The 20,110-nt window shown below is 64.1% G+C and carries 28 protein-coding genes; 16 read left to right on the forward strand and 12 right to left on the reverse strand.

What is annotated here, in order from left to right; all coding sequences use genetic code 11:
• Positions 1-6 precede the first annotated feature (6 nt).
• Both lgt and RIN79_RS03455 read left to right on the forward strand, forming a co-directional pair.
• The gene (gene lgt, locus RIN79_RS03450; RefSeq protein WP_309083328.1) at positions 7-861 is read left to right on the forward strand and encodes a prolipoprotein diacylglyceryl transferase; all 855 of its coding nucleotides are present in this window, start codon (positions 7-9) and stop codon (positions 859-861) included.
• Positions 858-1,946 carry a class I SAM-dependent methyltransferase gene (locus tag RIN79_RS03455; RefSeq protein WP_309083222.1) on the forward strand — a complete coding sequence of 363 codons (1,089 nt, stop codon included), beginning with the start codon at positions 858-860 and terminating at the stop codon, positions 1,944-1,946. Before lgt ends, RIN79_RS03455 begins: the two co-directional genes overlap by 4 nt.
• Here RIN79_RS03455 and RIN79_RS03460 read toward each other — a convergent pair.
• Complete coding sequence (locus RIN79_RS03460) at positions 1,943-2,329, reverse strand: type II toxin-antitoxin system VapC family toxin (RefSeq protein ID WP_309083223.1); 387 nt, start codon at positions 2,327-2,329, stop codon at positions 1,943-1,945. The genes RIN79_RS03455 and RIN79_RS03460 overlap by 4 nt on opposite strands.
• Positions 2,326-2,571: a type II toxin-antitoxin system prevent-host-death family antitoxin gene (locus RIN79_RS03465; RefSeq protein WP_309083224.1), complete on the reverse strand. Its 246-nt coding sequence runs from the start codon at positions 2,569-2,571 to the stop codon at positions 2,326-2,328. The genes RIN79_RS03460 and RIN79_RS03465 overlap by 4 nt, the downstream gene beginning before the upstream one ends.
• Positions 2,572-2,694: 123 nt before the next feature.
• On the opposite strand from RIN79_RS03465, the gene pgeF reads away from it, so the two are divergent.
• The 4 genes from pgeF to RIN79_RS03485 all read left to right on the forward strand — a co-directional run bounded on the left by pgeF (position 2,695) and on the right by RIN79_RS03485 (position 6,294).
• Positions 2,695-3,492, forward strand: a complete 798-nt coding sequence (pgeF, locus tag RIN79_RS03470) for a peptidoglycan editing factor PgeF (RefSeq protein WP_309083225.1) — start codon at positions 2,695-2,697, stop codon at positions 3,490-3,492.
• The gene (locus tag RIN79_RS03475; protein WP_309083226.1) at positions 3,492-4,643 is read left to right on the forward strand and encodes a Xaa-Pro peptidase family protein; all 1,152 of its coding nucleotides are present in this window, start codon (positions 3,492-3,494) and stop codon (positions 4,641-4,643) included. Before pgeF ends, RIN79_RS03475 begins: the two co-directional genes overlap by 1 nt.
• A gap of 44 nt (positions 4,644-4,687) precedes the next feature.
• Complete coding sequence (locus RIN79_RS03480; RefSeq protein ID WP_309083227.1) at positions 4,688-5,257, forward strand: hypothetical protein; 570 nt, start codon at positions 4,688-4,690, stop codon at positions 5,255-5,257.
• Between the two features lie 104 nt (positions 5,258-5,361).
• Positions 5,362-6,294 carry a ribose-phosphate pyrophosphokinase gene (locus RIN79_RS03485; protein WP_309083228.1) on the forward strand — a complete coding sequence of 311 codons (933 nt, stop codon included), beginning with the start codon at positions 5,362-5,364 and terminating at the stop codon, positions 6,292-6,294.
• A gap of 13 nt (positions 6,295-6,307) precedes the next feature.
• Here the strand turns inward: RIN79_RS03485 and RIN79_RS03490 are convergent, their stop codons facing one another.
• The gene (locus RIN79_RS03490) at positions 6,308-6,694 is read right to left on the reverse strand and encodes a DUF488 family protein (RefSeq protein ID WP_309083229.1); all 387 of its coding nucleotides are present in this window, start codon (positions 6,692-6,694) and stop codon (positions 6,308-6,310) included.
• A 63-nt stretch (positions 6,695-6,757) separates the two neighbouring features.
• Complete coding sequence (locus RIN79_RS03495) at positions 6,758-7,912, reverse strand: helix-turn-helix transcriptional regulator (protein ID WP_309083230.1); 1,155 nt, start codon at positions 7,910-7,912, stop codon at positions 6,758-6,760.
• A gap of 242 nt (positions 7,913-8,154) precedes the next feature.
• On the opposite strand from RIN79_RS03495, the gene RIN79_RS03500 reads away from it, so the two are divergent.
• The 7 genes from RIN79_RS03500 (at position 8,155) to RIN79_RS03530 (ending at position 12,984) form a co-directional block, all read left to right on the forward strand.
• Complete coding sequence (locus RIN79_RS03500) at positions 8,155-8,733, forward strand: LysE family transporter (RefSeq protein ID WP_309083231.1); 579 nt, start codon at positions 8,155-8,157, stop codon at positions 8,731-8,733.
• A 184-nt stretch (positions 8,734-8,917) separates the two neighbouring features.
• Positions 8,918-9,553, forward strand: a complete 636-nt coding sequence (locus RIN79_RS03505) for a 50S ribosomal protein L25/general stress protein Ctc (protein WP_309083232.1) — start codon at positions 8,918-8,920, stop codon at positions 9,551-9,553.
• Between the two features lie 27 nt (positions 9,554-9,580).
• On the forward strand, positions 9,581-10,297 hold the full coding sequence (gene pth, locus RIN79_RS03510) for an aminoacyl-tRNA hydrolase (RefSeq protein WP_309083233.1): 717 nt from the start codon (positions 9,581-9,583) through the stop codon (positions 10,295-10,297).
• Between the two features lie 6 nt (positions 10,298-10,303).
• On the forward strand, positions 10,304-10,849 hold the full coding sequence (locus tag RIN79_RS03515) for a dihydrofolate reductase family protein (protein WP_309083234.1): 546 nt from the start codon (positions 10,304-10,306) through the stop codon (positions 10,847-10,849).
• A gap of 85 nt (positions 10,850-10,934) precedes the next feature.
• A complete protein-coding gene (ychF, locus tag RIN79_RS03520) occupies positions 10,935-12,038 on the forward strand; it encodes a redox-regulated ATPase YchF (protein WP_309083235.1) in 1,104 nt (367 codons plus the stop codon).
• Between the two features lie 11 nt (positions 12,039-12,049).
• Positions 12,050-12,517: a MaoC family dehydratase gene (locus tag RIN79_RS03525; protein ID WP_309083236.1), complete on the forward strand. Its 468-nt coding sequence runs from the start codon at positions 12,050-12,052 to the stop codon at positions 12,515-12,517.
• Positions 12,514-12,984 (forward strand): MaoC family dehydratase, encoded by a 471-nt coding sequence (locus RIN79_RS03530; RefSeq protein WP_309083237.1) that lies wholly within the window; start codon positions 12,514-12,516, stop codon positions 12,982-12,984. The genes RIN79_RS03525 and RIN79_RS03530 overlap by 4 nt, the downstream gene beginning before the upstream one ends.
• 1 nt (position 12,985) lies before the next feature.
• Here the strand turns inward: RIN79_RS03530 and RIN79_RS03535 are convergent, their stop codons facing one another.
• The 5 genes from RIN79_RS03535 to RIN79_RS03555 form a co-directional block, all read right to left on the reverse strand.
• A complete protein-coding gene (locus RIN79_RS03535; RefSeq protein ID WP_309083238.1) occupies positions 12,986-13,531 on the reverse strand; it encodes an adenine phosphoribosyltransferase in 546 nt (181 codons plus the stop codon).
• A gap of 95 nt (positions 13,532-13,626) precedes the next feature.
• Complete coding sequence (locus RIN79_RS03540) at positions 13,627-14,478, reverse strand: cytochrome c1 (protein WP_309083239.1); 852 nt, start codon at positions 14,476-14,478, stop codon at positions 13,627-13,629.
• Between the two features lie 24 nt (positions 14,479-14,502).
• Positions 14,503-15,792, reverse strand: a complete 1,290-nt coding sequence (locus RIN79_RS03545) for a cytochrome b N-terminal domain-containing protein (RefSeq protein WP_309083240.1) — start codon at positions 15,790-15,792, stop codon at positions 14,503-14,505.
• An 18-nt stretch (positions 15,793-15,810) separates the two neighbouring features.
• On the reverse strand, positions 15,811-16,389 hold the full coding sequence (gene petA / locus RIN79_RS03550; RefSeq protein WP_309083241.1) for a ubiquinol-cytochrome c reductase iron-sulfur subunit: 579 nt from the start codon (positions 16,387-16,389) through the stop codon (positions 15,811-15,813).
• Positions 16,390-16,580: 191 nt separating this feature from the next.
• Positions 16,581-17,054 (reverse strand): hypothetical protein, encoded by a 474-nt coding sequence (locus tag RIN79_RS03555; protein WP_309083242.1) that lies wholly within the window; start codon positions 17,052-17,054, stop codon positions 16,581-16,583.
• A gap of 77 nt (positions 17,055-17,131) precedes the next feature.
• Here RIN79_RS03555 and RIN79_RS03560 point away from each other — a divergent pair, with 77 nt between their 5' ends.
• On the forward strand, positions 17,132-17,581 hold the full coding sequence (locus tag RIN79_RS03560; RefSeq protein WP_309083243.1) for a MarR family winged helix-turn-helix transcriptional regulator: 450 nt from the start codon (positions 17,132-17,134) through the stop codon (positions 17,579-17,581).
• On the opposite strand, the gene RIN79_RS03565 is transcribed toward RIN79_RS03560, so the two are convergent.
• On the reverse strand, positions 17,578-17,886 hold the full coding sequence (locus RIN79_RS03565; RefSeq protein WP_309083244.1) for a DUF6665 family protein: 309 nt from the start codon (positions 17,884-17,886) through the stop codon (positions 17,578-17,580). The two genes, RIN79_RS03560 and RIN79_RS03565, sit on opposite strands and share 4 nt — an antisense overlap.
• Positions 17,887-17,944: 58 nt before the next feature.
• Between RIN79_RS03565 and RIN79_RS03570 the strand changes: the two genes are divergently transcribed.
• Together RIN79_RS03570 and RIN79_RS03575 are read left to right on the forward strand one after the other, a co-directional pair.
• A complete protein-coding gene (locus tag RIN79_RS03570; RefSeq protein ID WP_309083245.1) occupies positions 17,945-18,289 on the forward strand; it encodes a cupin domain-containing protein in 345 nt (114 codons plus the stop codon).
• Between the two features lie 24 nt (positions 18,290-18,313).
• Complete coding sequence (locus RIN79_RS03575; RefSeq protein ID WP_309083246.1) at positions 18,314-18,946, forward strand: LysE family translocator; 633 nt, start codon at positions 18,314-18,316, stop codon at positions 18,944-18,946.
• Here the strand turns inward: RIN79_RS03575 and RIN79_RS03580 are convergent.
• Positions 18,943-19,101 (reverse strand): hypothetical protein, encoded by a 159-nt coding sequence (locus RIN79_RS03580; protein WP_309083247.1) that lies wholly within the window; start codon positions 19,099-19,101, stop codon positions 18,943-18,945. The genes RIN79_RS03575 and RIN79_RS03580 overlap by 4 nt on opposite strands.
• Positions 19,092-20,006: an oxygen-dependent coproporphyrinogen oxidase gene (hemF, locus tag RIN79_RS03585; protein WP_309083248.1), complete on the reverse strand. Its 915-nt coding sequence runs from the start codon at positions 20,004-20,006 to the stop codon at positions 19,092-19,094. The genes RIN79_RS03580 and hemF overlap by 10 nt, the downstream gene beginning before the upstream one ends.
• Between the last annotated feature and the right edge of the window lie 104 nt (positions 20,007-20,110).

Genomic DNA, 20,110 nt, shown 5'->3' on the forward strand with positions numbered 1-20,110 from the left:
GCATGCTTGACCGATTATCTTCTCCTGCCCCTTTCCGCCCTGCCCTTCCCCAATATCGACCCGGTGATCGTCCAGGTTGGTCCGCTTGCGGTCCACTGGTACGGCCTTGGCTATGTGGTCGGCATTCTCTTTGCGTGGTGGTACGCCAAGCGGCTGGTTCGCACGACGCATCTGTGGGCGAACGGCACCCCGCCGATGAAGCCCGAAGTCCTCGACGATTTCGTTGTCTGGGCGGCAGCGGGAGTCGTGCTCGGCGGCCGGTTGGGCTATGTGCTCTTCTATGACCTGCCGCGCTATCTGGAAGATCCGCTCGACATCCTCGCCATATGGCAGGGCGGCATGTCCTTCCACGGCGGCATGCTGGGCACGATCCTCGCCATGGTCCTGTTTGCGCTCTCGCGCGGCATCAACCCGTGGAGCATGCTCGACGCTGTGGCGGCCGGCACGCCCGTTGGCCTCGGGCTCGTACGGCTGGCGAACTTCATCAATTCCGAGCTCTGGGGCCGTCCGACCGACATGCCGTGGGGCATGGTCTTCCCCAATGGCGGGCCGCTGCCACGCCATCCAAGCCAGCTCTATGAGGCAGCGCTCGAAGGGCTCGTGCTCTTCCTCGTGCTGCGCTTCCTCACCCACAGTAGACTGAGGCTGAAGACGCCAGGCTTCGTCGGCGGGGCATTCGTGTGCGGCTATGGGCTGTCGCGCATCTTCGTTGAGTTCTTCCGTGAGCCGGACGCCCATATCGGCTATCTTGCTGGCGGCTGGCTGACCATGGGCATGGTGCTGTCGCTGCCGATGGTGGCCGCTGGGCTCTGGGCCATGCTGACAGCGCGGGCGCCGGCGGCCGCCCGCCAGGAGACATGAGCGCGCTGAAGGAAAAGATCATCCGTCTCATCGAGGCGGCCGGCCCGATGAGTGTCGCCGACTACATGGCGCTGTGCCTGTTCGATCCCGAGTACGGATATTACACGACGCGCGAGCCCTTCGGCGTTGCCGGAGACTTCACCACGGCGCCGGAGATAAGCCAGATGTTCGGCGAGATCCTCGCCATCTGGCTCTATTCCGCCTGGAAAGCCTGCGGCGCGCCGGAGGGCGCTCTCTTTGCCGAGATAGGCCCCGGCCGCGGCACGCTGATGAAGGACATGCTGCGCACCCTGTCGCGGCTTGATCCAGGCCTGGTGACAAAACACCGCTTTGCGATGGTCGAGACGAGTCCGCGCCTTGCAGCCGTGCAGCGGGAAACGCTGGCGGGCGCGCCGGCTCGGACGGATTGGTATTTTCGGGTCGAGGACCTGCCCGGTAATCCGCTATTCATCATCGGCAATGAGCTTTTTGACGCCGTTCCGATACGGCAGTATATCAAGACGCCGGCCGGCTGGCGCGAGCGCGTGGTGGGGGCCACCGAAGACGGCGCGCTCGCTTTCATAACCGGTCCGGGCGCGCCTGACCCGTCGCTCCTGCCTCCGCAGGCTGACCAGGCTGCGGCGGGTGCGGTGTTTGAGACAGCCCCGGCCCGCGAGGCGCTGATTGATATCATCGCCGAGAGGCTGGCACAGACCGGCGGCGCGGGACTTTTCATCGACTATGGCTATCAAGGGCCGGCTTTCGGCGACACGGTGCAGGCGCTCCGCCGCCACGCCTATGACGACGTGCTCGCCCATCCCGGCGAGGCGGACCTGACCGCCCATGTGGATTTTTCCGCCCTCGCGCGGACGGCCGAGGCGCATGGCTTGGCTGCCCGCCTGATGCCGCAGGGCGAATTCCTGCTGGGCCTAGGACTGCTCGAACGTGCCGGACGCCTGGGCGCAGGCAGAAGCGCGGAAGAACAAGAGCGCATTCGCGGCGAGGTCGAACGCCTCGCGGGACCGGACGCGATGGGCGAACTTTTCAAGGTACTAGCGTTGCTGCCGCGAGGCGTTTCCGTGCCGCCTTTTAGAAGCGATAGCTAGACGCGCTGCACGGGCCCCGGATACTGAACCAGGCGCGAGTCGGCCGTCAGCAGCGTGATGCCTTCGATCATAGCTTGAGCGATCAGAATCCGGTCGAACGGATCCTTGTGAATAGGCGGCAAAGTGCCGACGGCAAGTGCATGAGCGCTTGTGATCGGCAGTTCCACATAATCGCTGTCAATCAGCGCGCGGCGCAGCACCGACGCATCCACCTGGAAGTCCGGACGGCCAAGGCTGGTTTTAACCACAATCTCCCAGAGGCTTGCGGGGCTGAAGAACAGCTCGATAAACGGCAGTTCCAGCAGGTCCGTCGCCGCTTTTGATAGGCGGTCGGGCCGGTCGGCCGCCCAAAGCAGCAACTGCGTGTCGAGAAGAAACTTCACGGCTTCCCATCAAAGGCTTCAGCGATTTCCTCTTCCCCCATGCGGTCGAAATCGTCGGGAATCTTGAAACGGCCGCCCAAAAATCCCAGCCTGCTGGGTTTGCGGTCAGTACTCAGTTGGAGCGGTGTCACCTTCACCAGCGGCCTGCCCGCTTTCGCGATGATGAAGGGCTCTCCCTTGGCGGCCCGCTCTACCAACCGGGACAAGTGAGTTTTTGCCTCGTGGATATTGACCGTGCGCATCTGGGTCTCCCTTAGTCCATTGAACTTAGTTCACCGGCAGCGGGCCGGCAAGAGGCCCCGGATTGACTTGGAACCTCCCCTGCCGCACGATCCGCCGCCCATAATCAGGACAGAAGGCAGCGCATGCTGGACAAGACAAGGCCGGAGCCTCTCCGGTCGCTCCTACTCGACCGCACCCGCGCAAGCGGCATAAAGCATGGCTTCTTCACCCGCAGAGGAGGTGTTTCCGCCGGCATTTTCGAAAGCCTCAATGTCGGCCTTGGCTCGAGCGATTTGCCTGACGCGGTACGCGAGAACCGGCGGCGGGTCGCCGCTTCGATGGACGTGCCGGTCGAGCATCTCGTGACCGTGCACCAGTGCCATTCGCCGGATGTAGTGGTCGTGGACGGACCCATTCCCCAAGATGCCCGTCCCAATGCCGATGCCATCGTGACGCGGCAGCCGGGTCTGGCGCTCGGGGTGCTGGCGGCCGATTGCGGGCCGGTGCTCTTCGCCGACCCGGAGGCCCGCGTGATCGGCGCCGCCCATGCCGGCTGGAAGGGCGCGCTCACGGGCGTCGTCGAGAACACGATTTCGGCGATGGAAGGGCTGGGCGCCAGGCGCGGGCGGATCGTGGCGGCGCTCGGCCCCTCGATCAGCCAGGAAAATTACGAGGTCGGGCCTGAATTCGTCGAACGCTTTTGCGCAGCCGAAGCCGCCAATTCCAGCTATTTCAGCCCCTCAGAACGATCGGGGCATGCGTTGTTCGACCTCAACCGCTATACGGTCGACCGGCTGATCCGCGCAGGCGTGACAGCCGAGGGGCTCTGCCGCTGCACCTATGCGGAGGAGGATAGCTTTTTCTCTTACCGGCGCACGACGCATCGTGGCGAGCCGGACTATGGACGCCAGATCTCAGCAATTTGCCTGGAGGAAATTTGATGGCGCTGCATTTCGAACGGGCCGAATTCGACGCACGGCGCGACCGGCTGGTGATAGAGATGTCCGCCCGCAAGCTCGACGCCATGCTGCTGTTCGCGCAGGAGAGCATGTACTGGCTGACGGGCTACGACACGTTCGGCTTCTGCTTTTTCCAGTGCCTTGTGGTCAAGGCGGACGGGTCGATGGTGCTGCTCACGCGCTCGGCGGATCTGCGCCAGGCGCGGCACACCTCCACCATCGACAATATCGTGCTCTGGAACGACCGCCATGGCGCCAATCCGGCGCTTGACCTGCGCAACCTTCTGAACGACCTCGACCTGCTGGGCATGCGCATCGGCGTCGAATATGACACGCACGGCCTGACCGCGAAGAACGGCAGGCTGCTTGACGAGCAGTTGCAGACCTTCGCCAAGGTGGAGGATGCCTCCGATCTCGTGGCGCGGCTTCGCCTCCTCAAGAGCCCGGCGGAGATCGAGAAGGTGAGGAAGGCGGCGGCGCTCGCCGATGCCTCGCTCGACGCCGCCCTGCCCCTGATCAGGAATGGCGGCGACGAGGCGGCAATCCTTGCGGCCATGCAGGGCGCGATCTTCGCCGGCGGCGGCGACTATCCCGCGAACGAGTTCATCATCGGCTCGGGCGAGGACGCGCTTTTGTGCCGCTACAAGGCCGGCCGGCGGAAACTTGGCAGGAACGACCAGCTGACGCTGGAATGGGCAGGCGTCTTCCACCACTATCACGTAGCCATGATGCAGACGGTGCTGACCGGAAGGGCTTCGAAGCGGCATCAGGAGTTGTTCGAGGCCGCCCGGGCCGCGCTCCTCGCCTGTGAGAAGGCTATGGTCCCCGGCAACACCTTCGGCGATGTTTTTGACGCTCATGCTAAGGTGATGGAGGCGCATGGGCTGACAAAGCACCGCCTGAACGCCTGCGGCTATTCGCTGGGCGCCCGCTTCTCGCCGTCCTGGATGGAGCCGCATATGTTCTATGCCGGCAATCCGGAGCCGATCGCGCCGGACATGACGCTGTTCGCCCACATGATCATCATGGACTCCGAATCCGGCTGCGCCATGTGCCTCGGCCGCACCTATCTGACCACGGACTCGGCGCCCGAATCGCTTTCTCGCCACGGGCTCGATTTGATCGTAAGATAGCAACGAAGGGGCAACAGAAGGGGCGTTCATCCCGGGGAGAACCAATGACGCGCTTCAAGAGCTTCGCCTGCCTTCTCGGCCTGGTCTCGGGCATTGCCGGCTGCAGTGGAACGGACGCGCTCGACCTGTCGCCGTCGGCATCCATCGATACGGCAACGCCTTCCGGTGAGAACACTGCTTCCACCACGCTTACAGAGCAGACGACGGTGGGCGCGCAGGGGAGCGCGGCCACCGCCGCGGCAACGCAGGACGCGCGCCTCCAGTTTGCCCCGGTAATCGGCGCGGCAGCCGAAGCGACGCAGCCGCTCTCCAGCCGGCTTTCCGCGCGCGCCGGTCAGCGCGGCCTCACCCTTGCGGGCGGCTCCGACGGAGCGACGCATATCATCAAGGGCTATTTCTCCACCATGACGGACGAGAAAGGCACGACAGTCGTCTATGTCTGGGATGTGCTCGACCCCGCCGGAAACCGCCTGCACCGCATCCAGGGGCAGGAAAAGGCCGCCGCCGGGGCTGAGGGCTGGTCCGCCGTCACCGGCGCCACCATGGAGACCATCGCCGACCGCACGATCGAAGAGTTGGCGGCCTGGCTGCAGGGCAGTCAATCGCGCGGCTAGCCGGCGGGACATCCGCGGCGGCAAGGGTTTGGCCACACGCACTTGCAATCACGGGCAACACCGCTAAAAGCCCGCTATAGTCGAGGCGTGGCCGGGAACACTCCATGAAGCTCTTTGCGGGCAATTCCAACCGGGTGCTGGCGGAGGCCGTCTCCCGCTACCTGAACATCTCGCTCGGAAAGGCGATGGTCCGCCGGTTCGCGGACCAGGAGATCTTCGTGGAGATTCAGGAGAATGTCCGCGGCGAGGATGTCTTCGTCCTGCAGTCCACATCCTACCCGGCCAACGATCACCTGATGGAACTGCTCATCATGATCGACGCCTTCCGCCGCTCCTCGGCGCGGCGCATAACGGCCGTCCTGCCCTATTTCGGGTATGCGCGGCAGGATCGCCGCACCTCGGGCCGCACGCCGATTTCGGCAAAGCTGGTGGCCAATCTTATCACGCGGGCCGGCGCCGACCGCGTTCTGACGCTCGACCTGCATGCCGGACAGATCCAGGGCTTCTTCGACATCCCTACCGACAATCTCTTCGCCGTGCCTGTGATGGCCCGCGACGTGAAGGCGCGCTACAACCTTTCCAATGTCATGGTCGTGTCGCCCGATGTCGGCGGCGTGGTACGGGCGCGCTCGCTCGCCAAGCGCATCGACGCGCCGCTGGCGATCGTCGACAAGCGCCGCGACCGGCCTGGCGAATCCGAGGTGATGAATGTGATCGGCGAGGTGCATGGCCGCGACTGCCTGCTGATCGACGATATCGTCGATTCCGGCGGCACGCTCTGCAATGCCGCCGAGGCGCTGCTTGCCAATGGCGCGACGAGCGTCACGGCCTATATCACCCATGGCGTGCTCACCGGCGGGGCAGTGGCGCGCATCACCGCCTCAAAGCTCAAGGAGCTGGTCATTACCGACTCCATTCAGCCGAGCTCGGCCGTCGAGGCTGCGCGCAATATCCGTGTGATCACCATCGCCGATCTGATCGGTGAGGCGATCTCCCGCACGGCCTCGGAAGAATCGGTCTCGAGCCTGTTCAACTAGGCTCGCCTGGCGGTCATCTGATGGCCGCTCCCCTCTCCGAAAGGAGTTCGCGCAACACCGAGCGATGGCAGCGGCCTTCGTCCTCGCAATAGCATCCGATGGAGAAGTCGGCGTGACGCGAGAGCGCTGCTAGGAGATCCAGCGAATGGCGCGCCGCAGGCTCGTTCATCTCGGTGCGGAATGCGCGCACGAACGCTTTCCACTCCCCTTCCGTCGCGGCTGACTGGGCGCGCGTGACGAGCTGGGGGCTGGGCGAGAGTTCCGGGTACCAGACATCGTACCAATTCTCGGCCGCATACCGCTCCTTGCGCACGCCCCGCGGCGGACGGCGGACAGTGCCAATGCGCAAGCCTTCGTTCGGGAGGCGAGGCGCGCCGAGGCGGACGATGCGTATGGTCATGATCGAACTCCGCGTGAAGGCAGGCCATACAACACGGCCGCAGCTTGTCGAAACGGTCGAGCGCTACTCTGAAGAACCCTTCGTCCCCAAACTTACCGGCGGTATCACCCTTTTTGCCAGCCGCATGAGATCGGCCTGGCGGCTGATGCCGGTCTTCGCGAATATCTTGTTGAGATGGCTGCGTGCGGTTGTCGTTGCGATGCCCAGCGCACTCGCCGTTTCCGCCAATGTCTGTCCCGCAAGCAGCGACGTCAAGACACGCGTCTCGGCTGGGGTGAGCCCAAACGCGCGTGCTGCGGTTTCCGCCTCGCCCTGTTCGTCCGGATCGCTGCCGATGAAGACGGCCGCCACCGCCGAAGGCTGCATATTCGTGCGCAGATCGCCGCCCGCCATCGGTAGCACATGAGCAAAGAGCGGCGGCGCGTCAAAGTCGGTAAGACGGATAGCAAGGCCGGTCTTGCCCATGCCCGTCTCATCCCGCGCAGCCTGCTGGATCGCCGCATGCAGCTCCTTGGCGGCGGAGGGTGTCTTTGCCTCGAGAATCCCGCGCCTTTCCTGAATCACAGCACGATCGCGCAGCATGCGCTCCGCTGACCGGTTCGGATGCAGGATGGTGCCGCGATCATCGGTGAAGACAACGCCGCAGCGCAGCGCATCCAGCGCCTCCGCCATCCGCGCCCGCTCGATGGCACGAGCATCGAGCACGTTGCTGATCGTCACCGCACGCCTCAGATGCGGCAGAAGACACTTGCCGAGCTCGATTTCTCGGTCGCTCATCACGCCGTCTCGCTCATGCCGCGTCACGACGATCTCCGAAAAATGCGCGCGCGTGTACATGAGAAAGAAATGGCTGACGTCGACAATACCCTGGGGCGTCAGGCAATCCTTTACATAGCGCGACGCTTTAAAGCGGCTGTCCGCGAGCTCGCGCGAGGCAACAAAGGGTTCGTCGAGCGAGATGCAGGACGAAAGCCATCCGGCCAGCACCGCATGGATCTCCGGCAGGTGCTTCGCCCGCTCCTCCAGCCATGGGCTCTCCCAGCCGACAGCCTTGTTGATCAACAGCCGATTCTCACGCAGGTCGTTAAGGGACAATATCAGCGACTTCGCACGCAGAGCGTCGCCAATCTCGGCGAGCGTCCGCTCCCATAGCGACGGATCGAGCGTGCAGTCGTAAATCGAGCCGATGAGCTTCGAGAGAGCGGGCGCTGGCAGCATCCCCATGGTGCTCCATTCCAGGGCTCAAATGCGCATCGAAAAAGCCTCCTCGCCTGCAAAAGCGGACGGCTTCCTCCTGCCGTGTCTCCTGCAAATGAAGGATGCGCGGAAATAGAAGGTCATAGAAAGCTGCAGGATGTCAACGCGGAGCGGTTCTGCCGCGCATCCGGGTGCTCCAGAGACAAACCATGTCCACCTCGCTCCTGCAACCATCAGCGCTGCTCCAGTTCCTGGCGGCCTATATGATCGTGGTGGTGACGCCGGGCCACATCGCGCTTACGACCGGCAGCCTCGCTTCCGTGCAGGGATTTGGCCGGACGATCCCGCTCATTGCCGGCATCGCGACGGGGACGGCGGTTCTGGCCGCATTTGTGGCGATCGGCGCTGTGCATTTTGCTGAAGTCTTTTCCTCTTCTGCAGCAAAGGTGGCGGGGGCCGCGGTGCTGCTGTGGCTGGCATGGCGCCTCGCCACGGCGGCACCGCCGGCGAGCGAGGACGTCGTGCAGCCACGAAAATTGCAGGCCGGATTGTTCGCGGGCGGTTTCCTGATCAGTTTTCTGGCGCCTCAAAGCGCCTCGTTCTTTGCCGTCGCCTTCACCGGAATGATGCTGCCGATCCGGGAGATCGACGAGGCGCTGACGGTGGCCGTGATCGCCGCGGTCTTCGGCGCTGGCTGGTATGCACTCGTGGCAGCGGCCTTGTCACATCCGGCTGCTCGCGCCCTAGCGATGCGCCGCTACAAACCGATCTGTCGCACGGCTTCCTCCCTGCTCGCCATTATGGCCGTCCTTTCGGTGCTCTCAGCCTTTCCATCCGGATAGAGGCCGGGCCGCCCGCCTTGCGCCGCGCGGAAGCTTGGGCTATAGACCCGCGGTCCGCATAGACACCCTTGGAGGCAATGCGGATGGAGGCCGGCCGGGCGCCACGGGCGCTTGCGGCGGCTTTCTCGTTTTCGGGGCCGGCATCGGCCGCCGGAAACGCTCCGAAACTTGAAAAGGAAATGCCATGAGCCAGCAGTCTTACGAGCTGACGGCCGAGGCGCGCGAACGGGTCGGTAAGGGGTCCGCCCGGGCACTTCGGCGCAGCGGCAAGATTCCCGCCGTGATCTACGGCGACAAGAAGCCCCCCCTGTCGATCACGCTTCCCTACAAGGAAGTGTTTCAGCGCATCCATGCCGGCGGTTTCAGGACCACCATCGCCACCATTGATGTGGCCGGCGAGAAGATCCAGGTCCTGCCCAAGGACTACCAGCTCGATCCGGTGCGTGGCTTCGCCATGCATGTGGACTTCCTGCGCGTCGGTCGCAACACGGTCGTGACCGTGAACGTGCCGGTCCATTTCGTCAACGACGACAAGGCGCCCGGCATCAAGCGCGGCGGCGTGCTCAACGTGGTGCGCCACGAGGTCGAGTTCACCTGCCCGGCCGACGCGATCCCCGACTTCATCGAAGTCGATCTGACGGGGCTGGATATCGGCGACTCCCTGCATATTTCGGCCGTGAAGCTGCCGGAAGGCGTGAAGCCCACCATCACCGACCGCGATTTCACCGTTGCCACCATCGCCGCGCCGGCGGGGCTGAGGTCCGAGGAGGCCGAGGGCGGCGAAGCTGAGGCGCCACAGGCGGAAGGGAGCGAGGAGTAATCCTCCCCTCCTCCCGGGAGGCAAGAGATGCTTCTCATCGCTGGGCTCGGCAATCCGGGCCCGCAATATGCCAATCACCGGCACAATGTCGGCTTCATGGCGGCGGATGCTGTTCACCGCCGCCATTCCTTTTCGCCCTGGTCGAAGAAGTTCAGCGCCCTGGTGGCGGAGGGACGGCTCGGCACCGAAAAGGTGCTTCTGATCAAGCCGCAGACTTTCATGAACCTCTCCGGCCAGGCGGTCGGCGAGGCCATGCGCTTCTATAAGCTCTCGCCCGCCGACCTCCTCGTGCTTTATGACGAGCTGGATCTGGCGCCGGGCAAGGTGCGCGTGAAGACCGGTGGCGGATCGGGCGGCCACAACGGCATCAAATCTATCGACGCCCATTGCGGGCAGGACTACCGCCGCGTGCGCATCGGTATCGGGCATCCGGGCGATAAGGCGCGCGTGACCGGCTATGTGCTCGGGGATTTCGCAAAAACTGACAACGAGTGGCTCGACCCGCTGCTCGAGGCGCTGGCGGAGAATATCGGAATGCTGGTCGAGGGTGACCAGGCCGGCTTCATGAACCGCGTGAGCCTTGCAGTGAAAGGCAAGGAACCGGACGGCGACGCGGCGGCGCCGAAGCCGACGCAGAAGGGCCAAAGCCATATCCGCCAGGCGCGGCCCCACGCTCCTGCCAAGCTTCCTGACAGCGGGCCTATGGCTGCCATGCTAAAAAAGCTCTTTGGCAGCAAGGAGTGATTCCGGATGGCAGAGATCGGCAAGGACGATGTGATCTATATGTTCGCCATGAGCCTCGACGGCTTTATCGCGCGCGAGGACGGCGGCATCGACTGGCTTGACGAGTTTCCGCCAAATGCCGATTTCGATTTCGACGCCTTCATGGCGTCGGTGACCGGCGTGGTCATGGGACGCGGGACCTACGACATAGTGAGGCGCCATGCGGAATGGCCCTACGCGAAATATCCATGCGTGGTGGCGACGCGCCGGCCGACCGACGACCTGCCGGCAGATACGGAAGTCGTGGCCGGATCGCCGCAGGAGATGCTGGACAATCTGCGCCGCCGGGGCGCGAAAGGGCGCATCTGGATCCTGGGAGGCGGCGAGATCGCGCGGCAGTTCATGGATGCAGGGCTCCTCGACACGATCGAGATCGGCACCATCCCGGTGATCCTTGGCAGCGGCATTCCCGCCTTTGGCGGCAAGCAGCCGGACCGCTGGTGTGATCTCGCCTTCGCCAAGGCGCTGAAGAACGGGGCCGTGCATTCGCGTTATACCGTCCGGCGCAAGTGATAGGCACGTTCGGGCTTGACGATCGTCAACCCCTTCGCCCATAGCCCTGCCAACATCCTCTGAACGGCTCTACAGGATACCATCGATGGGTTTCAAATGCGGCATCGTCGGCCTGCCCAATGTCGGCAAGTCGACGCTCTTCAATGCGCTGACGAGGACGGCGGCGGCGCAGGCCGCGAACTACCCCTTCTGCACCATCGAGCCGAACACCGGCGAGGTGGCCGTGCCCGACCCGCGACTGAGGAAGATCGCGGACATCGCGCAGTCGAAGGAGATCATCCCGACGCGCATCTCCTTCGTGGACATAGCCGGGCTCGTGCGCGGGGCCTCTAAAGGCGAAGGGCTGGGCAACCAATTCCTGGCCAATATCCGCGAGGTAGATGCGATCGTGCATGTGCTGCGCTGCTTCGAGGATGAGGACATTACCCATGTCGAGGGCCGCATCGACCCGGTGGCAGATGCCGAGACAGTCGAGACAGAGCTGATGCTGGCCGATCTCGACAGCCTGGAGCGGCGCATCCTGCAGATGCGCAAGCGCGCCACGGGGAAGGACAAAGAGGCAGTTGCTGCGCTTCCCGTCATGGAGGGCGCCTTGCAGCTGCTGCAGGAGGGAAAGCCCGTGCGGCTGCTCTCCGCCGAACTTGACGCGGAGGGCAACCGCATCCTGCGCTCGCTGAACCTGCTGACCTCAAAACCCGTGCTCTATGTCTGCAATGTTGCCGAAGGCGATGCGGCGGCAGGCAATGAGCACACGGCAGCAGTGGAGAAAATGGCGGGGACGCAGGGTGCGAAGACCGTTGTCATCTCGGCTGCGATCGAGGCGGAGGTGGCGCAGCTTCCGGACGAGGAGGCCAAGGAATATCTGGAGGCGATGGGGCTGCATGAACCCGGTCTCGACAGGCTGATCCGCGCCGGCTACGAGCTCCTCGAGCTCATCACCTTCTTCACCGCCGGCCCTAAGGAGACGCGTGCCTGGACCGTGCAGAAGGGTGCCAAGGCGCCGCAGGCCGCGGGCGTCATCCATACGGATTTCGAGCGCGGCTTCATCCGCGCGCAGACCATAGCCTATGATGACTATGTCGGGCTTGGCGGCGAGACGCCAGCACGGGAAGCCGGCAAGGCGCGCGACGAAGGCAAGGACTATGTCGTTCAGGACGGCGACATCATGCTGTTCAAGTTCAACGTCTGAGGCGAGCGGCGATGGCGGAAAAGAGATGGGCCTTCGAAGATTTTCAGGAGGGGCAGGTTTTCCAACTGCCGAGGCGGCACGTCCCTGCCGATGAGATCATCGAATTCGCCAGCGAGTTCGACGCCCAGCCCATGCACATGGACGAAGAAGCCGGGCGCGCGAGCCTCCTCGGCGGACTGGCGGCTTCCGGATGGCACACCTGCGCCGTGTTCATGCGCATGATGTTCGACGGCTTTCTGCGCGACTCCACCTCCCAGGGCTCGCCGGGCCTGAACGAGCTGCGCTGGAGGCGTCCAGTCCTGGCAGGCGACACGCTGTCCGGGCATTCCACGGTGCTTTCGAAGCGGCGGCTGAAATCCAAGCCCGATGTGGGGCTCGTCACGTTCCGCCATGTCGTGGCCAATGACCGCGGAGAGACGGTGCTCGATGCCGAGAACCCGATCTTCTTCCGCCTGCGCGAGCCGGAGGGGTCGCAATGAGCCTGGATGAATTCCTGCGGATCGGCGAAACGGTCACGCTGGGCAGCCACACATTTTCTGCCGATGAGATCAAGCGCTTTGCCGAAAGGTACGACCCGCAGCCCTTTCATCTCGACGAGGAGGCGGCGCGCCGGAGCATCTTCGGCGGTCTGTGCGCTTCGGGCTGGCATACCTGCGCCATGTGGATGCGGTATAATCTCCAAAGCATGGCGCGCACGAAGGAAGCTGCCTGGGAGGGACCAGGGCCGCGGCCGCAATTCGGCCCCTCCCCCGGCTTCTCCAACCTCAAATGGCTGAAGCCGGTCTATGCCGGCGATACCATCACTTTCACGCGCCGGGCGCTTTCGCACCGCCCCCTTTCCTCGCGGCCCGGCTGGCGGCTTTTGTCCCTCATGGGAGGAGCGTCGAACGGTGCTGGGGACGCCGTTCTGGAATTCGAGAACACGGTACTGCTGAAGGTGGAGTAGCTCAGTGCCCTTCGAAGGCCACGAGCGTGCGCACGTCAACCCCGAGCGCCTCCAGCCTTGCCCGGCCGCCGAGATCGGGCAGGTCGATCACGAAGCAGGCGGCGACGATCTCGGCGCCCATCTGCTTGAGGAGCCGCACCGCCGCTTCGGCTGTGCCGCCCGTGGCGATGAGGTCGTCCACGAGGATCACCTTCTCGCCTGGCGCGACAGCGTCGATATGCATCTCCATCTCGTCGAGCCCGTATTCGAGGCTATAGGCCACGCGCACGGTCTGATGCGGCAGCTTCCCCTTCTTGCGGATGGGAATGAATCCTGAGGAGAGCTGATGCGCGATGGCGCCGCCCAGGATGAAGCCGCGCGCTTCAATGCCGGCGATCTTGTCGATCTTTGAGCCGGCATAGGGATGGACAAGCTCGTCCACCGCACGGCGGAAGGCGCGAGCATCGCCAAGAAGCGTGGTTATGTCGCGAAAGAGGATGCCGGATTTGGGGTAGTCCGGGATTGTGCGGATCGCGGCAATCAAAGTTTCTTCGACGGATTGTTTCATCGGCAAAAGCCCTGTTCCCCTTCCTTTTGCCCCGCCACCGCGCCAATGAAAAGGGCGCCCGAGGCGCCCTTGAAATTACTTGATCGTTGGACCGCCTAGTGCAGCTCGGCCCAGATCTTGCGCTTGGTGAGATAGACCAGGCCGCCGAACAGCACCAGGAAGATCATCACCGTGAAGCCGGTCTGCTTGCGCGCTTCCATATGAGGCTCGGCAGCCCAAGCCAGGAAAGCAGAGACGTCGCGGGCATACTGGTCGACGGTCTGCGGCGCGCCATCGTCATAGGTCACCTGCCCGTCCGACAGAGGCGGCGCCATGGCGAGCGCCGGCCCGCTGATGAAATAGGGGTTGTAATAGGTGCCTTCGGGGATCTCGACACCGTGCGGAGGCTCCTCGCCATAGCCGGTCAGCAGCGAATAGACATAGTCCACTCCGCCCTCGGCATATTGCGTGAAGACGTCGAAGACGAAGGTCGGGAAGCCGCGCTCCACGGCACGGGCCTTGGCCATCAGCGACAGATCCGGGGGCGCGGCGCCATTGTTGGAGGCGGCCGCCTGCTCCGGATTGGCGAATGGCGCCGGGAAGTAGTCCGACGGCGTGGCCGGGCGGGTGAACATGTCGCCCGCCTCGTTCGGGCCGTCCTGCACCTCGTATTCGGCGGCAATCGCCCGCACCTGCTCTTCCGAATAGCCGAGGTCCTGCAGATTGCGGAAGGCGATCAGGTCGAGCGAGTGGCAGGAGGAGCAGACCTCGCGATAGACCTTGAAGCCGCGCTGCAGCTGGCCCCGGTCGAAGGTTCCGAGGGGACCGTCGAAGGTCCAGTTCTGCTCGACCGGCTTCTTGAGCGGATAATGCGGCGTGCCGCCTTCTTCATGTTCCTGGGCCGCAGCCGATCCAGCCAGGGACAGGCCGAGGCCGAACGCCGTCAGGGCACGGAGAACCATCTTCATTGCCAAAATCCCCTTGCGCATCGCTCAGCGTTCGCCGGCCGGCTGGGCCAGGGCGGGCGCTCCGGCCTTGTTCTTCTCCAGCACCGCCTCGGTAATCGAGTTGGGCAGCCGCCGCGGCGTCTCGATTAGGCCGAGCAGCGGCATGAGGATCAGGAAGAAGGCGAAGTAATAGAAGGTGGAGGCCTGCGCCAGCGCCACATACACGCCTTCTGCCGGACGCGAGCCGAGCCAGCCGAGGAAGATCGCATTCGCCACGAAGAGCCAGAAGAACAGCTTGTACCAGGGCCGGTAGGCGGCAGAGCGCACCTTGGAGGTGTCGAGCCAGGGAACGACGAACAGCACGGCGATGGAGCCGAACATGGCGAGGACGCCGCCGAGCTTGGAATCGATCGGGCCGATATTGAAGGTGATGGCGCGCAGGATCGCGTAGAAAGGCAGGAAATACCACTCCGGCACGATATGGGCCGGTGTCTTCAGCGGGTTCGCCTCGATCGAGTTGTCGGCATGGCCGAGGAACCCGGGGATATAGAAGACGAAGTAGGCGAAGACCAGCAGGAACAGGATCATCGCGAACCCGTCCTTGATGGTCGCATAGGGCGTGAACGCGACGGTGTCGGTCTTCTGCTTCACCTCGATGCCGGTCGGGTTGGTTTGACCCGTCACATGCAGCGCCCAGATGTGCAGCACGACAACGCCGGCGATCATGAAGGGTAGCAGGTAGTGCAGCGAGAAGAAGCGGTTGAGCGTCGGATTGTCGACCGCGAAGCCACCGAGGAGCAGTTGCTGGATCCAGTCGCCGACGAGCGGGATCGCCGTGAAGAAGCCGGTGATCACCGTGGCGCCCCAGAAGCTCATCTGGCCCCAGGGAAGCACATAGCCCATGAAGGCAGTGGCCATCATGAGGAGATAGATGATGCAGCCGAGGATCCACAGCAATTCGCGGGGCGCCTTGTAGGAGCCGTAATAAAGGCCGCGGAAGATATGCACATAGACCGCGACGAAGAAGAAGGAGGCGCCGTTGGCATGCAGGTAACGCAGCAGCCATCCGGAATTCACGTCGCGCATGATCTTTTCGACCGAGACGAAGGCGAGTTCGGTGTTCGGCGCGTAATGCATGGCGAGAACGACGCCAGTCACGATCTGCAGTGCCAGCATCAAGGTCAGGATGCCGCCGAATGTGTAGGCGTAGTTCAGGTTGCGCGGCACCGGATAGGCGACGAAGGAATCGTAGAGGAGGCGCGGCAGGGGAAGGCGCGCGTCCATCCAGCGCCCGAGGCCGCTCTTGGGTGTGTAGGTCGAATGTCCACCGCTCATCGAATGTCTCTCCCCGCCTCAGCCGATCTCGATGACCGTGTCGGAAACGAATGCATAGGTCGGAATAAGCATGTTCTCCGGCGCAGGACCCCTGCGGATGCGGCCGGCGGTATCGTAGTGCGAGCCGTGGCAGGGGCAGAACCAGCCGCCGAAATCGCCCGCCTGGCCGAGGGGCACGCAGCCCAGGTGCGTGCAGACGCCGAGCATCACCAGCCAGTTCTCCCGCCCCTCGCCGGCTGAGCGGGCAAGGTCGGTCGCGGGCTCGTCGGCGGGCAGGTTCTCGTTGCGGGCGATCGGGTCCTTGAGTTGGTCGAGCGGAACCTCGTTCGCGGCGGCGATCTCCTGCTCCGTCCGGTTGCGGATGAAGACTGGGCGGCCGCGCCACTTGACGGTCAGCGACATGCCGGGCTCGACCGCGGAAACATCTACCTGTATCGAGGCGAGCGCGCGGGTGGAGGCGTCGGGGCGCATCTGATCGATGAAGGGCCACACGGCGGCCGCTGCGCCGACGGCGCCGGCCACGCCCGTGGCCACATAGAGGAAATCACGACGCGTGTGCCCGGTCGGATGATGCTCGGTCGAATCGGTTGCGCTCACGGGGCTGCGATCCTTTCACCTCATGCCTGCCGGCGGAGCGGAGGAGCCGCGCCTCCCGGTCGGATCGACGACGAGCGGGCCCGTTCCCCCGGCAATTGGCGTTGGTTTCTATGCTCGCGGCCAGGACTTGTCCAGACGCCCTTATTGCGGCAGGGCAGATTGTCGCGGGCGCGCGCCTCGGAGGCAGCCGGCTATCTCGCGCGGGCCGCGGAAGCGGTGCGGCGGCGCTTTGTCATGGCCAGCCCGTCACGTATGTTGAGCCCCATCAAAAACAGGTTCGTGGCGCCGGCGAGAAACTCTATCGCCTGCACGGCCAGGAAGTTGGAATCGATTGCGCCCTGCCGCGCTTTCCAGGCGAGATAGAGCGCGGTGGGGACGAGGATCAGTACGCCGTTTCCGGCGATGAAGCGCATGCGTCGAAGCTTTGCTCCCGCCAAGCCTGCAGGGCGGCCGCCGACCATGGCAAAGCCGCTCGCGCCCGTCGCAATCAGGGCCGGAATGAGGAGGAGAAGCGCCCAGGCGATCGCCCGCTTCACCGCGGCGATCAGGGCCTCGTCCCCGCTGAGTTCAGCGGCGGCGGAGGCGATCAAGAACATGGAGATGATGAGGAATGCTAGGACGCCCGCCGCGGCATGTGCGCGCGACGCTGTTGAACGGGCCGGCATGAAATTCTCCCTGCTTGCGGATGGCTGCGTATGGTGAGATACATAGCATGCAATGTAATTAGATAGCAAGCTATATAATGCCACTCGATCGCCAGGAATCCGCAGGGTATCTAACCAATTGGGCCGCCAGGCTCTTTGCGCGCGCCATCGATCAGAGATTGAGGCGGCTAGGCCTTTCCTCCGGTCAGTTGCCGGTGTTCTTCGCGCTGGCGGCAGGTGAGGCGATGACCCAGAAGCGGTTGGCCCAGATCGCCTCGATCGAGCAGCCGACAATGGCGGCGACTCTCGCGCGCATGGAGCGCGACGGTCTGATCGAGCGGCGGCCGGACCCGAGGGACCGGCGAGCGAGCCTTGTTACCTTGAGTGCAGCCGGCCGCGAGAAACTTTCCGGCGTGATGGAGGCAATCTCGAGCGTCAACGAGGAGGCACTCTCCGAGCTCGGCCAAGCTCAGCGGGAGGCGTATATCGCCAGCCTAAAGAGGATTATCGCCACGTTAGGCGGGAAGGCGGGCGAAGTCGGCGGCTAACGGGCGCCGAGCCGCGCCAGCACGGCGCGCGGTATGGCGAGTTGGCGTACCACCTCGTCATGACGCTTCAATCCGCAGAGCTCGCGCTGGATGAAATAGGCATAAACGGCATCCGCAGCCTCGCGCAGCAGGTTCCCGCGCTCCGCCTCGCCTCCCTCGTGAGCCGCAAGGCGGGCGAGGCTCTCCTCCGCACGCTGGCCCGCATAGCCGAGCGCGGCGGCCATCTCGCCGGCAAGCTCGTAGTCGAGGGCGCTGATTCCGGTTTGCGGCAGGCGGGCATGGCCCGACCCCGGGGGACGCAGCATCGTATCGTCCTTTCACTCATCTCGACAGCAAATGCGAAGCCGACATATGGTGCACGCCATGGCATATGTCATCAACCGGGATGCTTGGGCAGATGCGTCCGATCTTTGGCACGGCGAGTGGGAAGGCCGCGCCGCCGGAGCGGGCATTTCCATCATTTTCTTCTCGAGCGACAGGCTCGGCGGCGGCCCACGCCTTCACACCCATCCCTATGCGGAGACTTTCGTCGTGCGGCAGGGCCGCGCCCGCTTCACGGTAGGGCAGGAAACGGTCGAGGCGCAACCAGGCCAGATTCTCGTCGTGCCGCCCGGCACGCCGCACCGATTCGAAAACCTGGGGCCTGGCCGGCTGGAGACGACCGACATCCATGCCAGCGAGACCTTCATCACCGATTGGCTGGAATAGGACCACTCGCGAGGAACGAACCCGATGACGCTTCTGGAAATAGCCGCCTTCGCCCTCGTTGCCGCGCTGCTCGTCATTTCGCCGGGACCGAACGGCGTGCTGATCGCCAAGACGGTGCCGACTTCGGGGAAGGCGGCCGGATTTGCAAATATCGCAGGCTTCTTCGCCTCCTTCTATCTCCACGGGACGCTGTCAATCCTCGGCATTTCCATCATCCTGGTGCAGTCGGCCGAGCTCTTCTTCATCGTCAAGATGCTGGGCGCGGCCTATCTCTGCTATATCGGCATCAAGGCCCTCTGGCAGGCCTGGAAAGGTGTCACCGCGCGGGCCGAGGTGGCGCCGGCAAAACGACGCCGCACGCTTTTGCGAGCTGTGGGAGAAGGCTTTCTCACCAATGCGCTCAACCCGAAGGTGTCGATGTTCTATCTCGCCGCCTTCCCCCAGTTCATCCCTGTCAGCACTGACGCGGCCAAATGGGGATTTCTGCTCGTCACCGTGCATGCCGCGATCAATATCCTCTGGTTCGGCAGCCTGGTGCTGCTCTTCTCCTCGCTCAAGGGGCTCGGCCAGAACCCGCGCCTGCAGCGCTGGCTGAAAGCGGCGACCGGCGCGGTCTTCGTGGGCTTCGGCCTGAAGCTTGCGACGCTGAGACCCTAGGCTGCGTTGCGCCGCCCCAGCCGCTCGCGCATACCCTGGGGATCCTGGAAGATCAGGTCGATCAGCGTTTTCGCCACGGCGTCGGGCTCGGTGCGTCTTTGCTCCCAGTTGCGCAAGGTGGCGACGGGAATGCCCGGCAAGCGCCTCACGGCCATTTAACAACCGGGGGAAGGCTGGAGAGGATGGAGTTCACATTGCCGCCCGTCTTGAGGCCGAAGATTGTGCCGCGGTCGTAGAGCAGGTTGAACTCGACATAGCGTCCGCGGCGCACGAGCTGCTCCTCGCGGTCGGCTTCGGTCCAGTTCGTGTTGAAATTCCTCCGCACTATATGCTGGTAGACCACCAGGAACGCGCGGCCGAGATCCTGCGTGAAGGCGAAATCGGCGTCCCAACCGCCCTTTTCCTCGGGGCTTCTGAGCCAGTCATAGAAAATGCCGCCAATGCCGCGCGGTTCGTTGCGGTGCGGCAGGAAGAAATACTCGTCGCACCAGCGCTTCAGCGTCTCGTAGTCGGCCACGGCGGAATGCCGCTCGCAAACGAAGCGCATCGCCTTGTGAAAGGCGACCGAGTCAGGGTCTTCCTGGCTGCGCCGGCGCTCGAGCACGGGAGTGAGGTCGGCCCCTCCCCCGAACCACTGGCGGCTGGTGACCACCATCCGGGTGTTCATGTGGACGGCGGGAACATGTGGGTTCTGCGGGTGGGCGATGAGCGAGATTCCCGAGGCCCAGAAGCGCGGATCCTCCTCCGCGCCCGGGATCTGCTTGCGGAAATCGGGCGAGAACTCGCCATGGACCGTGGAGGTGTGCACGCCCACTTTCTCGAAAACCCGCCCATGCAGAATGGACATGATCCCGCCGCCGCCCGCGCCCTCCTCGCGCTGCCACGGCGTGCGCTCGAACCTGCCCGGCGCGTAGTCGGAAAGTGGCCCGGAAAGCTCGTCCTCGAGTGCCTCGAAGGCCGCGCAGATGCGGTCGCGCAACGTCTCGAACCAGGTCTTCGCCGCCTGTTTCTTCTCTTCGATGCAGTCCGGCAGGCCGACGGGAATATCAGGCCGTTCCATCAAATTCCTTCCGCGCCCCTGGACGGCGAACAGCAGACACAAATGACTCGCATTTTTTCCCCTCGATCCCTAATCTCCTAGTCTGTCGGGTCAAGGAGTTCTTT

Source organism: Chelativorans sp., assembly GCF_031180965.1.
In the GTDB taxonomy this organism is placed as follows: domain Bacteria; phylum Pseudomonadota; class Alphaproteobacteria; order Rhizobiales; family Rhizobiaceae; genus Chelativorans.